At 48.5% G+C, this 23,361-nt stretch carries 18 protein-coding genes and 1 other RNA gene; 13 read left to right on the plus strand and 6 right to left on the minus strand.

From position 1 onward, the window contains the following. Nucleotides 1–72: 72 nt before the first annotated feature. The 3 genes from Q0Z62_RS04275 to Q0Z62_RS04285 all read right to left on the minus strand — a co-directional run bounded on the left by Q0Z62_RS04275 (nt 73) and on the right by Q0Z62_RS04285 (nt 1,967). Nucleotides 73–480 carry a heme-binding protein gene (locus Q0Z62_RS04275; RefSeq protein ID WP_298051259.1) on the minus strand — a complete coding sequence of 136 codons (408 nt, stop codon included), beginning with the start codon at nt 478–480 and terminating at the stop codon, nt 73–75. Nucleotides 481–552: 72 nt separating this feature from the next. Then, nucleotides 553–1,035 carry a Cys-tRNA(Pro) deacylase gene (gene ybaK, locus Q0Z62_RS04280; protein ID WP_298051261.1) on the minus strand — a complete coding sequence of 161 codons (483 nt, stop codon included), beginning with the start codon at nt 1,033–1,035 and terminating at the stop codon, nt 553–555. A gap of 35 nt (nt 1,036–1,070) precedes the next feature. Then, nucleotides 1,071–1,967, minus strand: a complete 897-nt coding sequence (locus Q0Z62_RS04285; RefSeq protein WP_298051263.1) for a site-specific tyrosine recombinase XerD — start codon at nt 1,965–1,967, stop codon at nt 1,071–1,073. Nucleotides 1,968–2,103: 136 nt separating this feature from the next. Between Q0Z62_RS04285 and modA the strand changes: the two genes are divergently transcribed. The 3 genes from modA to Q0Z62_RS04300 all read left to right on the plus strand — a co-directional run bounded on the left by modA (nt 2,104) and on the right by Q0Z62_RS04300 (nt 4,342). After that, nucleotides 2,104–2,835: a molybdate ABC transporter substrate-binding protein gene (gene modA / locus Q0Z62_RS04290; RefSeq protein WP_269902195.1), complete on the plus strand. Its 732-nt coding sequence runs from the start codon at nt 2,104–2,106 to the stop codon at nt 2,833–2,835. Nucleotides 2,836–2,912: 77 nt separating this feature from the next. After that, nucleotides 2,913–3,590, plus strand: a complete 678-nt coding sequence (gene modB, locus Q0Z62_RS04295) for a molybdate ABC transporter permease subunit (RefSeq protein ID WP_269900352.1) — start codon at nt 2,913–2,915, stop codon at nt 3,588–3,590. Beyond that, on the plus strand, nt 3,590–4,342 hold the full coding sequence (locus Q0Z62_RS04300) for an ATP-binding cassette domain-containing protein (protein ID WP_298051267.1): 753 nt from the start codon (nt 3,590–3,592) through the stop codon (nt 4,340–4,342). The genes modB and Q0Z62_RS04300 overlap by 1 nt, the downstream gene beginning before the upstream one ends. Before the next feature lie 21 nt (nt 4,343–4,363). Here Q0Z62_RS04300 and Q0Z62_RS04305 read toward each other — a convergent pair whose 3' ends face one another. Then, nucleotides 4,364–5,176, minus strand: a complete 813-nt coding sequence (locus Q0Z62_RS04305; protein ID WP_269900350.1) for a TOBE domain-containing protein — start codon at nt 5,174–5,176, stop codon at nt 4,364–4,366. A gap of 96 nt (nt 5,177–5,272) precedes the next feature. On the opposite strand from Q0Z62_RS04305, the gene Q0Z62_RS04310 reads away from it, so the two are divergent. From Q0Z62_RS04310 to recR, 6 genes are all read left to right on the plus strand, one after another. After that, a complete protein-coding gene (locus Q0Z62_RS04310; RefSeq protein WP_298051272.1) occupies nt 5,273–7,921 on the plus strand; it encodes a PD-(D/E)XK nuclease family protein in 2,649 nt (882 codons plus the stop codon). Next, nucleotides 7,908–11,225: an exodeoxyribonuclease V subunit beta gene (locus tag Q0Z62_RS04315; RefSeq protein ID WP_298051273.1), complete on the plus strand. Its 3,318-nt coding sequence runs from the start codon at nt 7,908–7,910 to the stop codon at nt 11,223–11,225. The genes Q0Z62_RS04310 and Q0Z62_RS04315 overlap by 14 nt, the downstream gene beginning before the upstream one ends. A 16-nt stretch (nt 11,226–11,241) precedes the next feature. Continuing rightward, nucleotides 11,242–11,339, plus strand: an RNA gene (gene ffs / locus Q0Z62_RS04320) — signal recognition particle sRNA small type. 97 nt (nt 11,340–11,436) lie between these two features. Further along, a complete protein-coding gene (gene dnaX / locus Q0Z62_RS04325; RefSeq protein ID WP_298051276.1) occupies nt 11,437–13,545 on the plus strand; it encodes a DNA polymerase III subunit gamma/tau in 2,109 nt (702 codons plus the stop codon). Between the two features lie 23 nt (nt 13,546–13,568). After that, a complete protein-coding gene (locus tag Q0Z62_RS04330) occupies nt 13,569–13,895 on the plus strand; it encodes a YbaB/EbfC family nucleoid-associated protein (protein ID WP_298051278.1) in 327 nt (108 codons plus the stop codon). Next, entirely contained in the window at nt 13,896–14,507 is a 612-nt protein-coding gene (recR, locus tag Q0Z62_RS04335; protein ID WP_269900345.1) for a recombination mediator RecR, read from the plus strand. Nucleotides 14,508–14,511: 4 nt separating this feature from the next. On the opposite strand, the gene tal is transcribed toward recR, so the two are convergent. Then, nucleotides 14,512–15,474: a transaldolase gene (gene tal / locus Q0Z62_RS04340; protein ID WP_269900344.1), complete on the minus strand. Its 963-nt coding sequence runs from the start codon at nt 15,472–15,474 to the stop codon at nt 14,512–14,514. A 166-nt stretch (nt 15,475–15,640) separates the two neighbouring features. Here tal and carA point away from each other — a divergent pair, with 166 nt between their 5' ends. From carA to Q0Z62_RS04355, 3 genes are all read left to right on the plus strand, one after another. After that, nucleotides 15,641–16,804: a glutamine-hydrolyzing carbamoyl-phosphate synthase small subunit gene (gene carA, locus Q0Z62_RS04345; RefSeq protein ID WP_269900343.1), complete on the plus strand. Its 1,164-nt coding sequence runs from the start codon at nt 15,641–15,643 to the stop codon at nt 16,802–16,804. Nucleotides 16,805–16,822: 18 nt separating this feature from the next. Then, nucleotides 16,823–20,053 (plus strand): carbamoyl-phosphate synthase large subunit, encoded by a 3,231-nt coding sequence (gene carB / locus Q0Z62_RS04350; RefSeq protein ID WP_298051281.1) that lies wholly within the window; start codon nt 16,823–16,825, stop codon nt 20,051–20,053. 110 nt (nt 20,054–20,163) lie between these two features. Continuing rightward, nucleotides 20,164–21,282, plus strand: coding sequence for a PcfJ domain-containing protein (locus tag Q0Z62_RS04355; protein ID WP_298051283.1), 1,119 nt, complete (start codon nt 20,164–20,166; stop codon nt 21,280–21,282). On the opposite strand, the gene Q0Z62_RS04360 is transcribed toward Q0Z62_RS04355, so the two are convergent. Then, nucleotides 21,283–21,915: a histidine phosphatase family protein gene (locus Q0Z62_RS04360; RefSeq protein WP_298051285.1), complete on the minus strand. Its 633-nt coding sequence runs from the start codon at nt 21,913–21,915 to the stop codon at nt 21,283–21,285. A gap of 115 nt (nt 21,916–22,030) precedes the next feature. On the opposite strand from Q0Z62_RS04360, the gene Q0Z62_RS04365 reads away from it, so the two are divergent. Beyond that, nucleotides 22,031–23,353 (plus strand): solute carrier family 23 protein, encoded by a 1,323-nt coding sequence (locus Q0Z62_RS04365; RefSeq protein WP_298051287.1) that lies wholly within the window; start codon nt 22,031–22,033, stop codon nt 23,351–23,353. Nucleotides 23,354–23,361 lie beyond the last annotated feature (8 nt).

The raw sequence follows: 23,361 nt of genomic DNA on the forward strand, positions 1-23,361 counted from the left end.
ACGGGCGTGATTGAATATCACGGCGCCTAAACCGATGACAACAAGAATCACCTTGCTTTAGCTGGGTGAGCTTCAAAGCGAACTAAAATAGAGGGCAGCAGCATCGGCCAGAGCTTGGTCGCTTTCAATGTGACGACCACTGATACCGATGGCTCCAACGATACGGCTGTCAGCTAAGGCCAGAGGAGACCCCCCAGGAATGGCCGTTAGTCTTTGATCCATAAAGTCGCTGCAGCTGAGGCTTTCGCGTTCTAGACGTTGTTTGAAGGCCTGTGTTGAGTCACCCATACGCAATGAGGTGTAGGCTTTGGCTATCGCAATATTGGCGGCCCGAGCAGGGGCGCGGTCCATGCGTTCAAACCAAATTAAATCACCTTGTGCATCGACAATCGCAAAACAGATTGGCCCTAAGCCGTCTTCTGAGGCGGTGTTGTGTAGCCAGTGGGCTAAGTTTAAGCAGTCTAGATGAGTGATCAACATAAAATAAGAGGAGGCAAAAATAATGCTAACTATTCATAATACCAAATAAACATGATTGCCATCATATTGTTATTAGTCTAGGGCCACGTCGACTTGTTTTGCCCCTAAGGTTTCGGTTAGGACGGTTGGGTTTAATTGCAAGAGCATGCCGCGTTTGCCGCCATTAATATAAATGGTTTCTAAATCGAGGATACTGGATTGCACCCACACTGGCATGTTTTTTCGGGTGCCAAAAGGCGACGTACCGCCCACTAAGTACCCCGAATGGCGTTGGGCGGTGTCGGGGGTGCAGGGGTGGATGCTTTTTGCGCCGGTTTGACGGGCTAGATTTTTTGTAGAGACCTCGTGATCTCCATGCATCAATATCACCAGTGGTTGTTTTTTTTCGTCTTCCATAATCAAGGTTTTGACGGTGATATGGGGGTCTACGCCTAGTTTATGAGCGGCATCATTTGCGCCGCCTTTGGCCTCATAGTCATAAACGTGCTCTGTAAAAGTGACCTTATGTTTTTTTAGCCATTGGGTGGCAAGGGTTTCGCTGCTTTTTTTTGACATAATAACAATGAATTCGTTTTGTTTTTAACCGGTTGTTATGCCCGAGGGTGATGCTCGGCATGGAGTTTTTTCAAGCGTTCACGTGTGATGTGACTATAGATCTGGGTCGTGCTGGGGCTTTTGTGCCCAAGCAATAACTGCACAAGGCTTAGGTCTGCCCCATTATTTAACAAATGGGTCGCAAAGGCATGCCGCAAGCTATGCGGCGACAGCGATGTGGTAATTTTAGCCTGTTGGGCATATTTTTTAATGATTAACCAAAAGCCCTGACGCGTCATGTGATCGCCGTGCGTGCTGACAAATAGGGCTTGGCTGTTGCGTTCATTCAATATCAGGGCGCGGGCATCTGATAAATAGGGCTTTAGCCATTCTAGGGTGTCAGGGCTAAGAGGGATAAGTCGTTCTGCCTGCTGGTTAGGGTGAATGACGCGTAATACATGGGCTTTTAGGTCCAATTGCTCTAGGGTTAGATCCACCAGTTCGCTGACGCGTATGCCAGTGGCATAGAGCAGTTCCAGCATGGTCCTATCCCGCAAGCCCAGTGGATGCGCTGTATTGGGTGCAGCCAATAAGGCATCAATTTGGGCGGAGCTTAAGGCCGTTGGTTTGGCGCTGCTATTTTTGACTGTGCGCAGGCCACTGGCTGGATTATGGGTTAGGTACTGCTGATCTACTGCCCATTGATAAAATTTTCTAAGGGTTGCAATACGCCGGTTAACCGTACTTGAAGAGGTGTTTATCGTTTTATCGCTCAACCAGCTTTCGAGTTGCGCAGCAGTGATGTCCCACCATAGGCTGGATGCCTCTAACCAACGGGCTAATCGTTCTAAGTCACGCTGGTACGCGGCAAGGGTGTGCGCTGATAGGGATTGATTGTTAAGTTCAATCATAAAGCGATTAATGAGCGCAGTTAAGGGTGGGGTGTGGGTCATAAATGGATATATACCTATATATATATGGTGGTACACTATTACAGGTTATTTCTTAATACTATACCTAATGACTACACACAAGGAGTTAACGGTGCAAACATTTAAAATGAAAAAATCATGGCGTGGCCTATTAGCAATGAGTGCTTTGGCTCTATCGGTCGCCTCTGCTCCTGTAGCCGCTGCTGATTTAGTCGTATCTGCTGCGGCTAGTTTAACGAATGCATTCAAAGAGCTAGGCGAAAACTTTGAAAAACAAAACGAGGGCACCAAGGTATTAAATAGTTTTGCTGCTTCGGATGTATTGATGCAGCAAATCGTGAATGGTGCGCCGGTCGATGTATTTGCCTCTGCAGATCAAAAGGCCATGGATAAAGCCATTGATGCAGGTGCTATTGATGCAGACACACGTAAAGATTTTGTACAAAATGGTGTGGTGCTAATTGTACCGAATGACAATCCTAAAAAGATCGAAGGCCTAGCTGATTTAGGTAAAAAAGACGTGACTCGTATTGCCTACGGTAATCCTGAGACAGTACCTGTAGGTCGCTACACTCAGGGTTCCCTAGAGAAATCCGGTGATTGGGAAAATGTAGAGAGCCGTAAAGTCTTAGGCCAAAACGTACGTCAGGTTTTAGATTACGTGGCTCGTGGCGAGGTGGATGCGGGTTTTGTGTTCGCAACAGATGCTGCCATCATGAAAGACAAAGTGACTGTGGTTCAGTCCATTGAGACCACGGTGCCTGTGACTTACCCCATCGCATTGGTAAAGCGTGATGGTCGTAGTGATGCTGCCCAAGCCTACCAAGACTACTTGTTGTCCGAAGAAGGCCAAGCTATTTTGGCTAAGTACGGCTTTAGCAAGCCCTAATCACTAGCCTCATTATTAAATGATCTAGTCATAAAGGCTGCCTTGGCAGCCTTTAGTTCTCTAGGAAGCTCTACACCATGTCAGACCTTTGGATACCTCTGCTGCTATCACTAAAAGTGGCGGGTTGGGCCACTTTGTTTGCTGCCATTTTTGGCATAGGCTTAGCGTTTTTATTATCGCGCTGGCACTCGCCATTGTGTAATTTAGTGGATTCGGTTTTAACCTTACCGATGGTGTTGCCACCGACTGTGATTGGGTATTATTTACTGGTGCTGTTGGGTAGGCGTGGTTGGTTGGGACAATGGTTGTCAGAGATTGGGATCGAGCTGGTTTTTACGTGGCAAGGCGCGGTGATTGCGGCGACTGTGGTGGCCTTTCCATTGGTGTTAAAGGCCGCTAGAGCCGCCTTTGAGGACGTGGACCATCGTCTAGAAGATGCGGGCATTGTGCTGGGGTTAAGTCGTCTACAGGTTTTCTTTCGGGTCAGCCTACCGTTGGCCATGCGAGGCATTATGGCGGGGGTGTTATTAGCCTTTGCCCGTGCTTTAGGCGAGTTTGGCGCCACCTTAATGATTGCCGGGAGTATTCCTGGGCGTACGCAAACTTTGTCTATTTCTATTTACGAGGCCGTTCAGGCTGGTAATGATAGTTTTGCGATGGTGTTGGTTTTGGTGACCTCCATCAGCTGTATTACTGTGTTGTGGGTGGCAGGGTTATTGACGCCAGCACAGCATCGACGTAGAGGGGCACGCTAATGTCGGTTCATATTCATATTAAACGGGCGTTGCAGTCGGCAACCCGGCATTTTTTGTTAGATGTGGAACTCACGACCAATGCGCATCGAATTGCGTTATTTGGTGCGTCGGGATCGGGTAAGACCCTAACCATTCAAGCGGCTTCTGGGTTGTTAACGCCTGATTCAGGACAAATCAGAGTGAACGATAAGGTGTTCTTTTGCTCTGAGAAAAAAATTAATTTAGCACCCCAAGAGCGACGTTTAGCCTATTTGCTACAGGACTATGGGTTGTTTCCGCATTTAACCGTGGCACAAAATATTAGTTTTGGTTTGCGCAAAGGCTTTTTGAATCCACCCAAAAAATGGGTTCCTGATGGTGCTAAAAAGTGGATAGATGCGTTTGAGCTAGGTCCTATTTTAGGTAATTACCCCGGCGAGATTTCCGGTGGACAAAAACAGCGCACGGCCTTGGCACGGGCGTTGGCAGTTAATCCAGAGTTATTATTATTAGATGAGCCATTAGCGGCCCTGGATATTAATTTACGTGTGCGTATGCGCCAAGAGCTCGCACAGTTACAGCGCACGTTGCATATTCCGTCGATTATTATTACCCACGACCCTGAGGACGCCATTATGTTGGCTGACGAGGTCTATCGGATTGCAGATGGAAAAATCGTAGGGCGTTGCACCCCAGCAGAGCTCAGTACAGAGATGCAACTCAGCAGCGAACGATTAGCTGCCGAGTTACAACGTACCGCATTAGCTGTGTAATTTTTAGAGCGTTGCGCGACCTTATTCCATGGTGCCTAACAGCACACTAGAGGCTTTAAAGATGGCCACAGCTTGTTGGCCTACCTCTAGTTGTAAGCGGGTTAGGCTTTCCATGGTGATAATGGCGGTAATGCGATGCTTTTCTGATAGCTCAATTCCAATTTCAGCATTGACCGCGCCGGGCTCTACATGCACGATAGTGCCTTGTAGTTGATTGCGGGCCGATAGTTTGCCATCGGTAGGCAGACCTACAATAATAGAGGATGCTTTCAGAAAGGCGAGTGCGCGCATGCCTTCTTTGAGCCCCATGCTTTCGACGCTTTCGCTGGTTATAGACGCAATAATGGGTTGTGAGCTACCAATATCAAGGGCGATTTCAGCATTGACTGCACCCATGGTGACTTTAGAGATTGTGCCAGCAAAGTTGTTGCGTGCAGAGGTTTGTACCATCATGGTTTGTAGTAACTCCAAGTTTTTGTCTGAGCCGGGCTGGGCCTTGGCTAGACGCCGCATAAAGCGTTGGTGGGCTGCATCAAGTTGTTGATACAATTCTAGAATCTCAAGAGCGCGTGGGGTCAAAGAGGCGCCACCACCACGTTGCCCACCTGTTGTGCGTAGCACTAAAGGTTCTTCGGCAAGGTTGTTCATGGTGTCAATCGCATCCCAGGCCGCCTTGTAACTGAGATCTATATGACGGGCTGCGGCAGAGATAGAGCCATGTTCGTGGATAGCGGCTAAAAGCGCCATACGTCGAGGATTACCCCAGTTTAGGGTACCGGAGCGAAACCAAATTGAGCCTGCTAGCTCAAAAGAAGGGGTGTTTTCTGATGACATGATTTTATTTTAGTCTGCACCTTTTACAGTAACAAAAAAATAGGTAGCCAAATGTAACTGGCTGCTGTGTGTTGGCTATTTCAGGAGACGCGCTTTATGTATATACCTTTAGATTTTACTCAGTTATCTGGTTTAGACAGCACTGAAACATTGGTGTTAACGGTTAATAACCGTTTTGCGCGACGACTGCTGTCTCAGTTACAACATACCTTATTGGGTCAACAAAAAGCGATAGCTGTCCCTGATATTATGCCTTTAACTGCGTGGTTAAGGCAGGCTAATGATGATTTAAGCTTTAATGTAGATCAGGCTCCGGCTTCTTATTTGCTCGATAGCTTCAGTAGTTTGTATGTGTGGGAACAAACTATTTACGCCCAAGAGTCAGAGGACTCCTGGCTAATTGATGTGTCACAGGCGGCGAAAATGGCGGCGGATGCAGATGCGCTCATGGACGAATGGGCGCTGACCATCCAAGATGAGCAACATTCTGTGGATTCCAAACGGTTTATGCAGTGGCGTAGTGCTTATCGCACCTACCTAGAACAGCACGATTTAGATGATCAAAATAGGTCTACCCAGCGTGTGGTTGCTGCTCTAGAGCAGGGGGCTTATCAGCCACGTTGGCGTCATGTGGTGTTGGTTGGTTTTCATGACATGTCAGCGCGTTTTCAGCGCCTGTTATTAGCCTTGCAAGATCAAGGCGTCAGTCTATATCACTATCAAGATGCCGTACCAGATCAGGCCCAGTGCCATTGCGTGCAGTCGCCTACGCCCGATGCCGAATGGCGTTTAGCGGCGCAGTGGGCCGCTAAAAACTTACAAGAAAAACCTCAAGGTCGGTTTGCGATTGTGGCGCTTAATTTACAAAGCGAAGTGCCTTTTGCTCATCGTGTATTAGCCCATGAGCTCGCCGCAAGTTCAGACTTGAAGGGTGGGTTTAGTTGGAACATTGCCGTAGGACGTCCTTTAAGTGCATGGCCTTTGGTGAAATCCGCTTTGCATTGGCTAGAGGCTTTGGCGCAATCTACCCAGCCGCAGGTGCCATGTCGGATAGTCGGGGCCGCACTATTGAGTGGCCATTGCGTGGGGGAGCTGAACGAGGCCTCGTCTCGGGCCGAACTGGATGTGCAGTGGCGTAAAAAGCAAACAGGGCAATTGAGTCCGGCTTCTCTCGCCGAGCAGCTGGATAAGTGTGAGCATTTAGGCGCTGCATGGCGAGCAGCACAAGGGTATTTGCAGACACATAATCACTCTTATAGTCCATCGCAATGGGTTCCTCATTTGCGCGAGCTGCTACGGTTATTGGGATTTCCTGGTGAGCGCAATTTAGATAGTCATGCCTATCAAACCATGCAGGCCTTTGATCAACGGTTAGGGCAGTTTTCTCGTTTGGCCCCTGTGTTTGGTCAGTTGTCGTTGACTCAAGTCGTTCACATGTTGGGTCGTTTTTTAAGCGAGACGCTTTTTCAGCCGCAACGCGATGCACGTGCTCGATTGGACGTGTTAGGTTTGCTTGAGGCCGAAGGGGGGCATTGGGATGGGGTGTGGGTCATAGGGGTGACGGATGATGTGTTGCCTGCTATTCCTGATCCGAACCCGTTTATTCCCTATGAGGTGTTGCGAGAAGCACAGGCGCCTAGAGCCACGCCAGAGCGTGAGCTGTTATGGGCCGAGCAAATGATTGCAACCCTAAAGACGTCAACGCCGGAGCTGATCTTTAGTTATGCGGCTCAGGATAATGGGCAGCTCTTACGTCGCAGTCCGTTAATTCAGGATTTGAAGGAGCACGTTGTAGCTGACCCGCTGGTCGGAATAGAGAGCAAACCTATTGCAATAGAGGTGTTATCTGATGATCGGGGTCCTGCGGTCAGGGCGGATGAGCCTGTGTTTGGTGGCACGGGTCTGCTTGATAAGCAAGCCCGCAATCCGCTGTGGGCCTTTGTTCAATACCGTTTGCACGCATCTGCGTTATTGCCCTACGAAGACAGTGGGGCATTACGTATGTGGCGGGGTACGTTTTTGCATTTGGGTCTAGAGCTATTTTGGCAGCGTGTTACGCCGCCAACTTCGGCGCGGTTAGCGCAGCTTTGGCATGATGGGCAGGCGCAGCAGTGGTTGGCAGAGGCTTTACAACAGGCCGGAGAAGAGGCGTTGACGGGTTTGCCGCAGGCCATTCGTGTGTTGGAAATAGAACGGGCTGAACAAGTATTGTTGGGCTGGTTGATGCTAGAACTACAGCGTCCGCCTTTTGAGATCAAAGCCCTAGAGCAACAACACCAGTTAACTGGATTGCGCACCAAGATGCGTATTGACCGCATAGATCAGTTGGCAGATGGGCGCTATGTATTGATGGATTATAAAACGAGCAAGGCCAATAAAAATTACACTGCCTGGCTCAGGGATCGGCCTATAGAGTTACAGCTACCTATTTATGCCAGTATTTTAGCGGATCAAGGCAAAGAGGTAGCCGCACTGGCTTTTGCATTTTTACATTATAAAACGGCCTTAGGTGGTTATGGGGTTGCTGAGTCTGGCTTGACCGATTCAGAGGAAAAAAAATTGACTGAAACTCATGGGGATTGGGCAGGGGTCCAAGCTCATTTACAGACACAGGTTTTAGCCATGCGAGATGAGTTTTTGTCAGGCTTAGCAACAAATCAGTTCGAGCAAGAAGATGATCTGCGGTATTGCGATGTATTACCGTTTTTGCGTTTAAATCAGGAGCAAATCAATGAGCGAGAGTAAACCGAGTGATTTTCAGGTGCGTTTAGATGCAGTGGACCCGTCTCGTTCATTTTTGGTGCAGGCTCCAGCGGGCTCCGGTAAAACGGAGTTATTAACGGATCGTATTTTGGCCTTGTTGGCTTTGGTACAAAAGCCCGAGGAAATCGTAGCCATTACTTTTACCCGTGCTGCCGCCGCCGAGATGCATGCCAGGGTAATAGAAAAACTGCAAGCCGCCTTAGGGCCTGAGCCAGAGGAGGCCTATAAGAAAAACAGTTGGGTTCTGGCCCAACAGGCAATGCAAAATAATGAAAAGCAAGGCTGGAATCTGCTTGAGCATCCCGCGCGGCTAAGTATTCGGACTATTGATTCACTTTGCTCGCATTTAGTACGGGCTATGCCATGGCTAAGTGGCTTGGGAGGCGTGCCAGAGGTCTCGGATCAGGCCAGTCTGTTGTATTTGCAGGCCGCTCAGTCTGTTATTGCTATGGCCGATGAGCAACCTTCCGTTAGCTATTTGGTTAAGCATTTAGGGGTAAATATTGCTGACGTAGAGCAGTTGTTGGTGGATATGTTAGCGATACGTGACCAGTGGTTGCCAACTCTGGGTCAGGCGCAGGCCTTAGAGCGGCTGCAGGACTATTTGAATCAGTTAGTGACAGAGCATCTAGAACGCGTCGATGAGGCGTTGCCATTGGGTTGGCAGGATTTAGCTCCAGCGGCTGTGTATGCACATAGGAATCTAGCAGAAAAAGGAAAAATGGCCTTAGCTGCGTTGGAGTCCTGGTCGGAAGAGGACCCCTTGTTTCCTGTTCCCGAGGATTTAGCGCGTTGGCAGGCATTGATTCCTTTTTTAACAACGTCGGGGGCTCCGCGTAAGCCCAGAGGGATTACCGCTACCGTTGGCTTTCCTGCCAATGGGGATGCGGTTTTACGTAAGCAGTTACAAGATTGGTTAGATCAACAACAGCCCGATGCTCCGTGGATAGAGGCGTTATTAACTCTTGAGCACTTACAGCCGGAATATACGGATCAGCAAGTCGAGTTACTAGGGCATCTGTCCAATGTGTTGTGGCTGACAGTGGCCCAATTACGGTTGGAATTTATTGATGCTGGGCAGGTGGATTTTATAGAAATTGCGCAGCGGGCATTAAATGCTTTGGGGGCGGCCGATAACCCATCTGATCTGTTATTGCGTTTGGATCGTCGTATTAGTCATCTGTTGGTGGATGAGTTTCAGGATACGAGCTTAAACCAGATTGAGCTGTTAGAAAGATTGACCTCTGGTTGGCAAGCGGATGATGGGAGAACGGTATTTCTGGTGGGGGACCCCATGCAGTCTATTTATCGTTTTCGTAAGGCTGAAGTCGGGTTGTTTTTACATGTACAGCAAAACGGACGTTTAGGCGAGATCGACTTAGAAGCCGTGACCTTAACGAATAATTTTCGTTCGACAGCGAATGTGGTGCAGTGGGTAAATCAACTGGGCGGTCATTTATTTCCTTTGGCGGTTGATACGGAATTAGGGGCGGTGCGTTATAACCCCTCAGAGGCCTTTCATGGCGAGGCTGACCATTCCATCGTACAGATGCACCCCCTGATCTACAGCAATGAGTCCGACGATTTTATGGATGCGGATCAAGCGCGTAGTACCGCAGAGCAGCGTGTGGTGCAGCTTTGTGCGGCGGCCCTACAGCAATACCCAGATAGCACTAAACCAGTGGCTGTATTGGTACGAGCCCGCACCCATTTAGGAGAGCTAATCCGGGCATTAACTGTCGCAGGAATCCCTACTAAAGCAGTGGACATTGATAGCCTAACGGCTAGGCCTGTGGTGCAGGACATTGTGCAGTTAGTCCGAGCCCTTAAGCATGCAGGAGATCGATTAGCGTGGTTGTCGTTATTACGCTCTCCGATTTGTGGTTTACGTTTAACGAGCCTGCATACCTTATGTGGGCATGATAGGCAGACGACGATTCCTGCGTTAATGATGGCCGCGTCGCAGCAGCAAGACCTCTGGCAAGATAACGAGTGGCAGCGTTTACAGCATGTGGCTGCTGTATTGTTAGATGATCGTCATCGCAGTGGCTCATTGCCTTTTGCCGCATGGGTAGAGCATTGTTGGCATCGTTTAGGGGGGGAGAACGCCTATCCGCTTAGCAGCGATCGCGCGGATGCGGAGAACGTTTTTCGGTTACTAGAGCGTGTAGCACCCTATGGCGAGGTTGATTTAGATCAGTTTGAAGAGCAGGTGACGCGCTTGTATGCCACGGCGCAAAATGCCGAACGTGCCGTAGAGGTCATGACCTTTCATAAGTCCAAAGGCTTAGAGTTTGAGTCGGTTATTTTGTACGATTTAAATCGTAGCAGCCGAGCTGAAACAGAGCCCTTATTAGCTCTGGAGCAAAGCCAAGGTCGTTTGTATGTGGGGATGGCCAAAGCCAGTGATGCAGATACTAAGGACGGCATGAGCCAGTTTATTGCGCAGCGAGAAAAACAGCGTGCTACTTTCGAATTGCAGCGATTGTTGTATGTAGGTGTAACCCGAGCTCGCAGTCAGCTGCATTTGGTTGGGTTATTAGGCCTAAATAAACAAGGCGATGTTAAAGCCGCCAGTGGTTCATTGATGCAGTTATTGTGGCCGGTGGTTGAGACGCAGGTTCTAACTACAGAGCCTTTGCTGAGGCAAGGCCAGACACGCTCTCAATCGCGATCGGCTTATCAGTATTTGCAACGCATAAAAAATATGGAGGATTTGCCTCCGGTTACACCACGAGAGGCTCCTGCTGGGGTGAATCATTGGGAGTGGAGTGATGAACCATTTAAAGAGGCTGCCATTGGTACGGTGGCACATGCGTGGCTAGAGCGAATAGGTCGAGATGGGCGTGAGCAATGGAGTACGGCGCGTATTAGTCAACGCTCAGATGTCATCGAACGCCAACTATTACGTGCTGGTATTGTGCAGTCAGAGGTTAAGGGCGCCGTCGCTGAGGTCGTAGAGACATTAACTCGTACCATTGACAGCGAAAGAGGCCAGTGGTTATTAGATGTAGCTCAAGCTTATAGAGAATGGACGTTATTGGATGCCGAGGGGCGTGTGTCTATTATTGATTTAGCTATCTCTCAGGATGATCAGTGGTTAATTGTGGATTATAAAACCTCTATGCCGCACGCCGGTCAAAGTCAGGAGGCTTTTTTAGCGATTATGCGTGACCGATATGGGTCACAGTTGCGTCGTTATTGTGATCAAGTCACTGCTTTTGATGGGCGTAAGGCAAGAGCTGCACTTTATTTTCCTCGGGCTGATCTTTGGTACGAAATTTAGTGCTATACTTGTAAATGGTGAGCCCCTTCGCATGGTTCAACAGCCAACCTGGTCAGGTCGGGAACGAAGCAGCCACAGCTGTCTCGAACCAGTGCCGAAGTCAGGCTCGCCATCTTCCTCAAGGCTTTTACGCCTATCTCCCGCAGTTGCTTCAAATCCGGTACACTTTTACTAGCCCTCGTGCTTTTTACTCTTTACCGAATTCCCCTACATGACATATCAAGTATTGGCCCGTAAATGGCGCCCACGCTCTTTTGACACTCTTATTGGTCAAGATCACGTGGTACGCGCTTTGACTCATGCACTAAATACGCAGCGTTTACATCACGCGTGGTTGTTTACTGGGACGCGTGGGGTAGGTAAAACCACCTTGTCTCGTATATTAGCTAAGGCACTTAATTGTGAGCAGGGGGTTAGTGCGACGCCTTGCGGTCAGTGCCGTTCTTGCACAGAGATTGATCAAGGACGTTTTGTAGACTATGTAGAGCTAGATGCTGCCTCGAACCGAGGGGTGGACGAAATGACGCAGCTGCTAGAGCAGGCCGTCTACGCCCCCAGTGCCGCCCGTTATAAAGTCTACATGATTGACGAGGTGCATATGCTGACTGGGCATGCCTTTAATGCCATGCTCAAAACACTCGAAGAGCCGCCTGCACACGTTAAATTTATCTTGGCCACCACGGACCCACAAAAAATACCTGTAACTGTATTGTCTCGTTGTTTACAGTTTAATCTAAAGCAAATGACCGTTCCTGCCATTGAGCAGCATTTACAGGATATTTTGCAGCAGGAAAGCATCCCCGCAGAGGTCCCAGCCTTACGTTTATTAGCTCAGGCCGCCAGTGGTTCGATGCGTGATGCCTTGTCTCTAACGGATCAAGCCATTGCATATAGTGCGGGCTCTGTGTCTACGGATGATGTGCAAGGGATGTTGGGTACGATTGACCAGACCCATCTGCTTCATATTTTGCATGCCCTTATTGATGCAAATGGGGCGCAGCTAATTGCGATTGCTGATGATATGGCCTTACGTGGTCTTTCATTCCGCGGCGCTTTGGCTGATTTAGCCGTTTTGTTATCGCGCATTGCCATTCAGCAACGCGTGCCGGGTGCATTGCCCCCCGATGAACCAAATATCCAAGGCATAGAAGAACTAGCGCAATTATTGTCTGCAGATCATGTGCAGCTATTTTATTCGGTGGTTGTGCATAGTCGTGATGAATTAGCACTGGCTCCTGATGAGTACGCTGGTTTTATTATGGCCTGTATGCGATTACTGGCCTTAATACCGGCAGGCAGTTTACCCGCTGTGGCCACTCCTGCTCCTGCAACACCTGTGGTAGCTTCTGCCCCCGCAGCGACAGTAACAGCGGCCCCAGTAACCGAAGCTCCAGTGATCGGGGCGGCTCCTACGCCCCCAGCTGTGCCAGTGGCAGCACAACCTACTTCGACGACGGCTGCGGCCCCAGAGCCGGATTTACCGCCTGCATCACCTCCCAAGGTCATTCAGGACACGCCGCCGTGGGAAACAGCAGCCCCTAGTTCTACTGCTACGACCCGGGTCGGTATACAGCCGCCAATGGTCGAGCGTGGGGTGCAAACGATTGCGGCTGGTGCAGCCCAACAAGCCACTCCGTGGGATACTCCAAGTCAACCGTCCTCTGTTGCTGAGCCGGTTGTGGCAGAGGCCTCTGCCTCTGTGATACAACCGCCGTCGGTAGATAAACCGGTCGTCAGTAGCCCCTCAGTCGATGAGCCGCCTCCCTACGAGGAGCCTCCTATTGATGACTCAGCTTATGACTCAATGAGTCAGTCCGATCATGATGCGGATTTTTTGACCGGGGATATTGAAAACGGCGACAATACTCCCCTGATGGATGATGCCGTACAGCAGGCAGTAGCTGCTTTGGATTTACCAACGCCTACTATTCCTAAACCAGAGCGGCTTAGCCCAACACAATGGGCTGAATTAGCGCCTACGTTGCCGTTATCAGGTTGGGCTTCCGAGCTAGCCCAACAGGCCGAATGGGTTGAGTGTGCTGGAAATGACATTACGTTGCGGGTGGCGATTCGATCCGCCGATGATAGCTTGGCTAAATCCCGTATCAATACGGTGTTAAATGAGTATTTTGGGCAAGTGTTACGGTTGCATATTGAGTACGGCAGTACCGGTGATGACACCGCGTATGCGATCGCTCAAGCAGAGAGAGCACAACGCCAAGCTCAAGCCGAAAGCGATGCGCAACAAAACCCGTTTATACTAGCGCTTATACAGCAGTTTGATGCTCAAGTTGTGCCTGACTCGATTCAGGCTAAATAGTTTTTACTTAGGACAATTTTATTATGATGAAAGGTCAAATCGCGGGCTTGATGCGTCAAGCTCAGCAAATGCAAGAAAACATGAAAAAAGCCCAAGACGAGTTGGGTAATATCGAGGTTGAGGGCGCGTCAGGAGGTGGCTTAGTTAAAGTCACGATGACATGTCGCAACGATGTACGCCGTATTGCGATTGATCCGTCTTTGCTTGAGGACGATAAAGATATGCTAGAAGACTTAGTGGCGGCTGCTTTTAATGATGCACTACGCAAAGCAGAAAGCACATCACAAGAAAAAATGTCTGCCCTTACAGCAGGCTTGCCATTGCCTCCTGGAATGTCATTTCCATTCTAAATGACAAATCCGGTATTACCTGAGCCAGCGCCGCTGCGCGAGTTAATTGATGCGTTCAAACGCCTGCCTGGTGTGGGCGAACGCACGGCACGGCGTATGGCTTATCATTTGTTACAGCATGATGTGGCGGGGGCCAAAGACCTTAGTCTGGCTTTGGACCATGCTGCCACGAGTCTTTTACATTGCCAGCGTTGCAATAGCTTTAGCGAAACTGAAATCTGTATCACGTGTGCTAACCCGCAGCGGGATACGGGCTTGTTGTGTATCGTAGAAACACCGGCAGATCAGAATATGATCGAAGCCAGTCATAGCTACAATGGGTTGTACTATGTGTTGATGGGACGCTTAGCCCCACTAGAGGGCGTAGGCCCCAAAGATTTGCAGTTTCAGCGTATCGCTAACCGCGCCTCCGAGGCGCAGGTACGAGAGGTCATTTTGGCAACCAATTTTACAGCCGAAGGCGAGACCACCGCCCACCATTTAGGTGAATACCTGCGTACGCAAGGTGTCAAATTAACCCGCTTAGCCCGAGGGGTCCCTGCGGGCAGCGAGCTAGAATACGTGGATGCCAGCACCATTGCTTGGGCTTTGATGGAACGCAAAACCACGTAGTAATCTATGCTTGTTCTTTGGCCTGGGCAATGACCTTGTCCAGAGCCACAGCATCACGAATAAATAAACGGATACCTTCGGCCAGTTTTTCTGTTGCCATGGCATTGGCATTAAGGTCTGTGCGAAAGGCAACCTCGTTGCTGGCTTGCCATTCTGGGGCTTGTGATTTGGCTGTTTGCGCATCCAAATGGGCAGTTACGGTCCCAGACTGAGTAGAGAGCTCATTTAATAAAGCAGGGCTGATCGTCAGTAAATCACAACCTGCCAAGGCCAAAATCTGACCGGCATTTCTAAAGCTAGCTCCCATGATTTCGGTCTTTAAATCATAGGTTTTAAAATAATTATAAATTTGGCGCACGGACTGTACGCCGGGATCATTAACCCCTGCATTGGCGGCCTCGTCCCATGCTGCACCCGCCTCTTTTTTGTACCAATCATAAATGCGACCTACAAAAGGTGAGATCAGGGTTACTTTAGATTGTGCACAAGCCACCGCTTGGGCTAAGCAAAAGAGCAAGGTTAAGTTACACTGGATGCCTTCGCTTTGTAATTGTTTGGCGGCCTGGATGCCTTCCCATGTAGAAGCCAGTTTAATCAACACACGTTGACGATCAATGCCAGCTTGTTCGTATAGCTGGATAATTTGGCGTGCTCGTTCGATGCTGGCTTGTGTATCAAAGGATAAACGTGCATCAATTTCGGTTGAAACACGGCCAGGAACGATGTCTAAAATTGCCTTACCAAAAGCGACCAGCAAAGCATCATTGAGCTCAGCTGCGTTCGCTTTTGGATTTTGCTTGATCGTTTCCACCAAAAGATGCTGATAAGCAGGTTGTTGAACCGCGTTTAAAATCAGCGAAGGGTTGGTGGTGGCATCGGTAGGTTTAAAGGCACGCATGGCCTCAAAATCACCGGTGTCAGCGACTACGGTTGTGTGTTGACGTAAGGATTCGAGCAAAGATGTCATAATTTATGTCGCCAAAAAAAGCAAAACAAGATACATAGCTTAATGTAGACTATTTCTAATTAGTTTGTAGCAGTGTTGCTACAGCACTATAGGTGCTTTATGCCCCCCACAAAGTCGGGGTATAATCGTTAAGTTTTATTTGTAAATTTTGAACCGGGGTTTAAACGTGCTGCCGTCTCTTTTTCCTGACGAGTCCAATGCTAGCTCAAGTGCGATCCTAGCCCTTGCCGATGGGACTGTATTTAAAGGCTATTCCATTGGTGCTGAGGGCTATGCGGTAGCTGAGGTCGTGTTTAATACAGCCATGACCGGCTACCAAGAGATCTTGACTGATCCTAGCTATAAAGGTCAAATCGTTACACTAACCTATCCGCACATTGGTAACACTGGGGTAAATCCCGAAGATGCCGAATCTGCTTCTGTGCAGGCGGCGGGTTTAGTCGTACGTGATTGCGCTTTACGCGTATCTAATTTCCGCTCTACACAATCCTTGCCTGATTACCTAAAAGAGCAAGGCGTAGTAGCTATCGCTGGCGTGGATACACGCAAGCTCACGCGAATTCTGCGTGAAACAGGCGCCCAGAGTGCTTGTATTTTAGTTGGTAATGATGTTGATCGGGCCATAGAATTGGCCCGTTCTTTTGCCGGTCTATCGGGTTTAGACTTGGCCAAAGACGTGACTACCGACACCAACACAACATGGAACCAAGGCTCCTGGCAGTTAGGTGTAGGCTTTAGCCAAACCGAACCTGCTGCGGATGCTCAGCATGTTGTGGCTTATGATTTTGGTGTTAAAGCCAATATCTTACGTTTGTTGGCTGACCGCGGTTGCCGTATTACTGTGGTGCCGGCTCAAACCTCCGCCGAGGACGTATTGGCCTTAAATCCGGATGGTGTGTTTTTATCCAACGGCCCAGGGGATCCTGCCGCGTGTGATTACGCCATTGCTGCGACTAAAACCTTGCTAGACAAACAAATCCCTATTTTTGGTATTTGTTTAGGTCACCAGCTATTAGGTCTAGCCGCAGGTGCAACTAGCGTCAAAATGAAAACAGGTCATCATGGTGCAAACCACCCTGTAAAACAGTTAGACGATGGTCGTGTATTTATTACTAGCCAAAATCATGGTTTTGCTATTGATGCGGATTCGTTGCCTGCGAATGTTCGTGTAACCCATATTTCTTTGTTTGATAACACCTTACAAGGATTGGCGTTTACAGATCGTCCTGCGTTTGGTTTCCAGGGTCACCCTGAAGCCACTCCAGGTCCACGTGACATGACCTCTCTTTTCGACCAATTCATTAGCCTGATGGCTAACAAACAGGCTTAATCGCCCAGACAGAATATTATGCCTAAGCGTACAGATATAAAAAGTATTCTTATTATCGGGGCTGGTCCAATTATTATTGGTCAGGCTTGTGAATTTGACTATTCCGGTGCCCAAGCATGTAAGGCTTTAAAAGCCGAAGGCTTCCGCACTATTTTGGTCAATAGCAACCCCGCCACCATCATGACAGACCCAGATACGGCCGATGTGACTTACATCGAACCGATCACTTGGCAAGCCGTAGAGAAAATCATCGAGCGCGAGCGTCCAGATGCTTTACTGCCAACAATGGGCGGTCAAACTGCATTGAACTGTGCCCTCGAATTGGCGGCTCAGGGTGTGTTGGAAAAATACGGCGTAGAGATGATCGGTGCCAATGCCGAGGCCATCGATAAAGCCGAAGACCGTCTTAAATTTAAAGACGCGATGACCAAAATTGGTCTAGAGTCCGCTAAGTCTGGTGTGGCGCACTCAATGGACGAGGCATGGGCGGTACAACGCCAAATCGCCGAGGAAATTGATTCGTCCGGTTTCCCTGTTGTTATTCGTCCTAGCTTTACCCTTGGTGGTACAGGTGGCGGTATTGCTTACAACATGGAAGAGTTCGAGGAAATTTGTCGTCGCGGCCTAGAAGCCTCTCCGACCAAAGAACTGCTCATCGAGGAATCGCTACTGGGTTGGAAAGAATACGAAATGGAAGTCGTCCGCGACAGCGCTGACAACTGCATTATTGTATGTTCCATCGAAAACTTAGATCCAATGGGTGTGCATACGGGTGACTCCATTACGGTAGCTCCGGCTCAAACGCTAACCGATCGCGAATACCAAATCATGCGTAATGCATCGATTGCTGTATTGCGTGAAATCGGTGTGGACACAGGTGGCTCTAACGTACAGTTCGCACTCAATCCTGAAAATGGTCGTATGATCGTGATCGAGATGAACCCACGTGTGTCTCGTTCTTCTGCTTTAGCCTCCAAGGCAACGGGCTTCCCTATTGCTAAAATCGCAGCACGTTTGGCGGTAGGTTACACCTTAGATGAGCTTCAAAACGAAATTACCGGTGGTGCTACACCGGCTGCGTTTGAGCCTTCTATTGATTACGTGGTCACTAAAATCCCACGTTTTGCTTTCGAGAAATTCCCTCAGGCCAATTCGCGTTTAACCACTCAGATGAAATCGGTGGGCGAGGTCATGGCAATGGGTCGTACCTTCCAAGAATCTTTCCAAAAGGCCCTACGTGGTCTAGAGGTAGGCGTGGATGGGTTGAACCAAATGACGACCGACCGTGAAAAACTACAGGTTGAACTAGGCGAACCAGGCCCAGAGCGTATTTGGTATGTGGGTGATGCGTTTGCCCAAGGCATGTCATTGGACGAAGTCCATAACATCACCAAAATTGATCCGTGGTTTTTAGCTCAAATCAAAGAGATCGTTGATATTGAGCTAGCTCTAGAGCAAAAAACATTGGCTGATTTAGACCGTGATACGTTGTTCGGTTTAAAACGTCGTGGTTTCTCTGATCGCCGTCTTGCTTTCTTGTTAGACACAGTCGAATCCGAGGTACGTAAACTACGTCATCAGTTGGATGTACGACCTGTGTACAAACGCGTTGATACGTGTGCTGCAGAGTTTTCTACCGATACGGCATATATGTACTCAACCTACGAGGAAGAGTGCGAATCCCAACCGACGGATCGTAAAAAAATCATCGTGTTAGGTGGTGGGCCAAACCGTATTGGTCAGGGGATTGAGTTTGACTATTGTTGTGTACATGCTGCGATGGCATTGCGTGACGATGGTTTTGAAACCATCATGGTTAACTGTAATCCTGAAACGGTTTCTACCGACTATGACACTTCGGATCGTTTGTACTTTGAGCCATTAACTCTCGAAGACGTATTGGAAATTGTTCACGTAGAAAAACCAGTGGGCATGATCGTACAGTACGGTGGTCAAACACCGCTGAAACTGGCCAGAGCCCTAGAGGCAAATGGTGTGCCGATTATTGGTACTAGCCCAGAGTCTATTGATATTGCCGAAGACCGCGAGCGTTTCCAAAAGCTATTGCATAAATTGGGTCTACGTCAACCGCCAAACCGTACTGCACGTACCGAAGGCGAGGCCATTGCTTTGGCTGCAGAGATTGGCTACCCATTGGTCGTCCGTCCTAGCTATGTGTTGGGTGGTCGTGCGATGGAAATCGTGCACGAGCAAGCTGACCTAGAACGTTACATGCGCGAAGCCGTGAAAGTCAGTAATGACTCTCCTGTGTTGCTCGATCATTTCTTAAATGATGCCACCGAAGTGGATGTGGATTGTATTTCTGATGGCACTGACGTATTCGTTGGTGGCGTGATGGAACACATCGAGCAGGCAGGTGTTCACTCGGGTGACTCAGCGTGTAGCTTACCTCCTTACTCTTTGTCTAACGAGGTAGTAGAGGAAATTCGTCGTCAAACGGCCTTGATGGCTAAGGCGCTTAACGTAAAAGGCTTGATGAACGTTCAGTTCGCGATTCAGGATAACGAGGTGTATGTGCTTGAGGTCAACCCACGCGCATCACGCACCGTTCCTTTTGTGTCCAAAGCCACAGGTTTACAGATGGCTAAATTGGCTGCTCGTGTGATGGCAGGTAAAAAAGTGCCTGAACTCGATATGTCAGCTAAAGCCAAACCTGGTTTTTACGCAGTCAAAGAGGCGGTATTCCCCTTCGTTAAATTCCCTGGCGTAGATACGATTCTTGGCCCAGAGATGAAGTCCACCGGCGAGGTTATGGGTGTGGGTCGTAGCTTTGGTGAAGCCTTTGTTAAATCACAAATGGCAGCCAGCGTTAACTTACCTAAATCCGGTACAGCCTTTATCAGCGTACGCGAAAGCGATAAGCCAGAGGCCGTAGAGGTTGCTCGTGGCTTAATTGACTTGGGTTTCAAGGTAGTTGCCACGCGTGGTACGGCTTCAGCCATTGAAAAGGCTGGTTTAGCCGTTAAGGTTGTTAACAAAGTGACCGAGGGTCGTCCGCACATTGTGGATATGATCAAAAACGGTGAAATCGCTTTGGTTATTAATACTGTCGAAGAACGTCGTAATGCAATTGTGGATTCTCGTACTATCCGCACCCATGCATTGGCCGCTAATTTGGCGTATTACACAACGATTGCAGGTGCTCTCGCTGCCGTAGAGGGTCTACAGTATTTACGTGATGGCGAAGGCCTGCTTGTGTATTCTTTACAGGATATGCACGGCGGTTAATTAAGCCTATGTAAAGGTAAATGACCTGACCCCAAAAAGCTGGATATTGTCTAGCCTTTTGGGGTTTTTTTCTATGATGAGTTCTTATTTTGTGTTGGATTCGAAGTGCAATGAGTATCTATACGTTAGAGTTAAGTCCTACGGTTGGCTATCCTTTGGAATTACGAGTGCACGGCTTACAGTCATCAACACCGTTGTATTGGGAGTCGTGGAGCGCTGGAGAATGTGTGGCTCAGGGTGGCTTTTTAAAAAGTCCCCGCTTGCCTGTACGCTCTTTATTAACCGAGGCGGATTGGTTGCAGTTAGATACGCAGATCAAGGCGATTATTTATATTGCTCCTTGGCTTCAGTGTCAACTATTGCAGGTCATATTACTCTCCAACATGACACGCGAGTTAGCCTTATCTAGTCCTCTATTGTTTCTATTGTTGGTGGATTATGCGTGTAAAGAAAAATTGACACCGGCTGATGTCATTCGGCTAGCTCAATTAAAGCGTTCTGTGCTGTTACAACATATTATGGGAGGCGGCCACGCTGGCGTCCTGAATGTGTTGGCACGCACGCAGGTAAAAAGGGTACTGAGATCAGAGCTAGATCGTATGGTTGCTATTTTAAAAGATGAGGCAAGGCTGAGGCTGTTGCGTCACGTGCCTCAGCCTTGTTTAGCGACTTATGTGCTATTAGAACAACCTTTGCCTGTTATGTGGGTGGGATTGCTCACCATGTTGCCACCGCACAGCGGAGCGGCTCAGGCGATGGACTTAGTGCGTTTGTTAGTGGATACCCACCGATTAGGTGCAAGTCCGCAGCGATTACGTGCGCTAACGCAGTATCAGCAATTAGAGGAATTACATAATGAGCTAATCATTCGGTTTCACCAAGAAAATAGTCATCAGCGTGCAAATCGCTATCAGGCTCAGTACGGTGATTATCCGAAAGCACCTATAGAGGGTAATAGCATTATTGTACCTATACAAAGCTGGTATGACCTGCTCGAAGAGGGGCGTCAAATGCGGCACTGTGTAGGCAGTTACCATCAGAGCGTGTCTGAGGGGCAAGTTTTTATTTATCAGGTGCACGTCAACCCCCGTTTAACGCTAGCGATTAAACGTACGGATAGAGGGTGGGCTTTACAGGAAATACGTGCTTACGCAAATCAGCGCGCTGATGATCAGGCGGTGCTCTATGTGCATCAGTGGCTGCGTGCCGCTCAGGTTCAGATTAGCTAGCTAATCTTTTAGGTGGTCTAAGTGTGCTACCTGTGCCCACGCAATTTCTTGCCATTGTTGCTCTTTGTTGATTGCGAAATGATTCACACTTGCATTTAATATTTTATAAGGTCTAGGGGTGCTTAGATCGGCCTGTTGTATGTAACGCCAGACCATTTCAATCACGCCACCGTGTGCAATCACGGCGAGCTTTTGGTTAGGTCGCTGTAGAGCAATCTGATTAAATGCTTCGATGATACGTTGATGGAAGGTCAGCAAGGACTCGCCCTCAGGGACATCTAAGCTGGGGTCACGTAAATTAATTTTTGGGGCAGGCTCATTAGGCAGTTGGGTTAGACTTTGCCAAGGATGCCCCTCGTAAATGCCATAGTTTCGTTCGCGTAATGCAGGGATTTGTTCTATGGGGTACTGGTGCTGAGCAAAGGCGATTTGTGCTGTTTGTATTGCACGTTGTAAATCACTACTTAAAACCCCATCAAAGGCAATACGTTGTTGATCTAAAAAACGCTGTACAGATTTAGCCTGATTTTTGCCCGTGTCATTAAGAGGAATATCACGCCAACCTTGCAAACGCTGTGCTGCGTTCCAGTCTGTTTCACCGTGTCGAATAAGCCAAATTTGTGTTGTGTACATGATGGAAGTATAAGTAATTTATTTTTATAATGCAGTAAAATACATCGGCACTTGTCTTGGGCACAAACGCGACTTACACTTGCGCCACTCAACATTCTAATCAAAAATTTCCATTATGTCTGAAACCTACTTTCCCCGTTGGCGCAAAGTCTCTTCCGTTGCGCCTGATGCTGTGGTGCAACCGAACGAATATCTTCCTGCACCCCAAAGCGTAGCGATGGCTGCGCAGCACGTTGTAGCTATGTTTGGCTCAACGATTCTTGCTCCCTTACTCATGGGTTTTGATCCTAACTTAGCCATTTTAATGTCTGGTATAGGAACCCTAATTTTCTTCTTTTTTGTTGGTGGCCGTGTTCCTAGCTATTTAGGCTCCAGTTTTGCTTTTATTGGTGGTGTGATTGCCGTAACCGGTTATGCAGGCAGTGGGGGTAATCCAAATATCGGTGTAGCACTTGGCGCGATTATTATTTGTGGTTTGGTCTATACCTTGATTGGGTTGCTGGTATGGATCGCTGATGCTCGTGCAGGCAGTGCAGCCAAACTGATCAATAAAATGATGCCCCCAGTGGTGACAGGTGCCATTGTGGCTGTGATTGGCTTAAATTTGGCACCTATAGCAGCCAAAGGCGCAATGGGGTCGGGCACGTTTGATTCTTTGATGGCGTTAATGACTGTGTTGTGTGTGGGGGCGGTGGCAGTATATAGCCGCGGTGTAGTTCAGCGTTTATTGATTTTAGTTGGTTTGATTGTTGCTTGCGTTATCTATGCGTTATTTACTAATGGCTTAGGCTATGGTGTACCTATAGACACCAGTGGTGTGGCACAGGCTGCCTGGTTTGGGATGCCCAGTTTTTCTAAGCCTGTCTTTGAAATTCAAGCCATGACCGTCATTGTGCCTGTGGCTATTATTTTAGTTGCCGAAAACTTGGGCCACGTTAAAGCCGTTTCAGCAATGACAGGGCAGAATCTAGATAAATACCTAGGCCGAGCGTTTGTGGGTGATGGCGTTGCTACCATGTTATCAGGTTCAATGGGCGGTACAGGCGTGACCACCTATGCCGAGAACATTGGTGTAATGGCTGCTACGCGTATTTATTCTTCCATTGTGTTTGCTGTTGCTGCATTGATTGCCATATTTTTAGGGTTTTCACCTAAGTTTGGGGCCGTGATTCAAATGATTCCAGGGCCTGTTTTAGGTGGTATGTCTATTGTGGTTTTTGGTTTAATCAGTATTGCGGGGGCTCGCATCTGGGTGGTGAACCAAGTCGATTTCAGCAAAAGTCAAAACTTACTGGTTGCGGCCGTGACCTTAATTTTGGGCGCAGGTAATTTTAGTTTAGAGATCGGCTTTATTAAGCTAGATGGTATTGGTACGGCGACTTTTGGTGCTATTTTAATGCATGCGTTGTTATCATTACGCAAGAGCTCGCACGACTAATCAAACCA

It is taken from the genome of uncultured Paenalcaligenes sp., from assembly GCF_947630565.1.
GTDB classification, from domain to species: domain Bacteria; phylum Pseudomonadota; class Gammaproteobacteria; order Burkholderiales; family Burkholderiaceae_B; genus Paenalcaligenes; species Paenalcaligenes faecalis.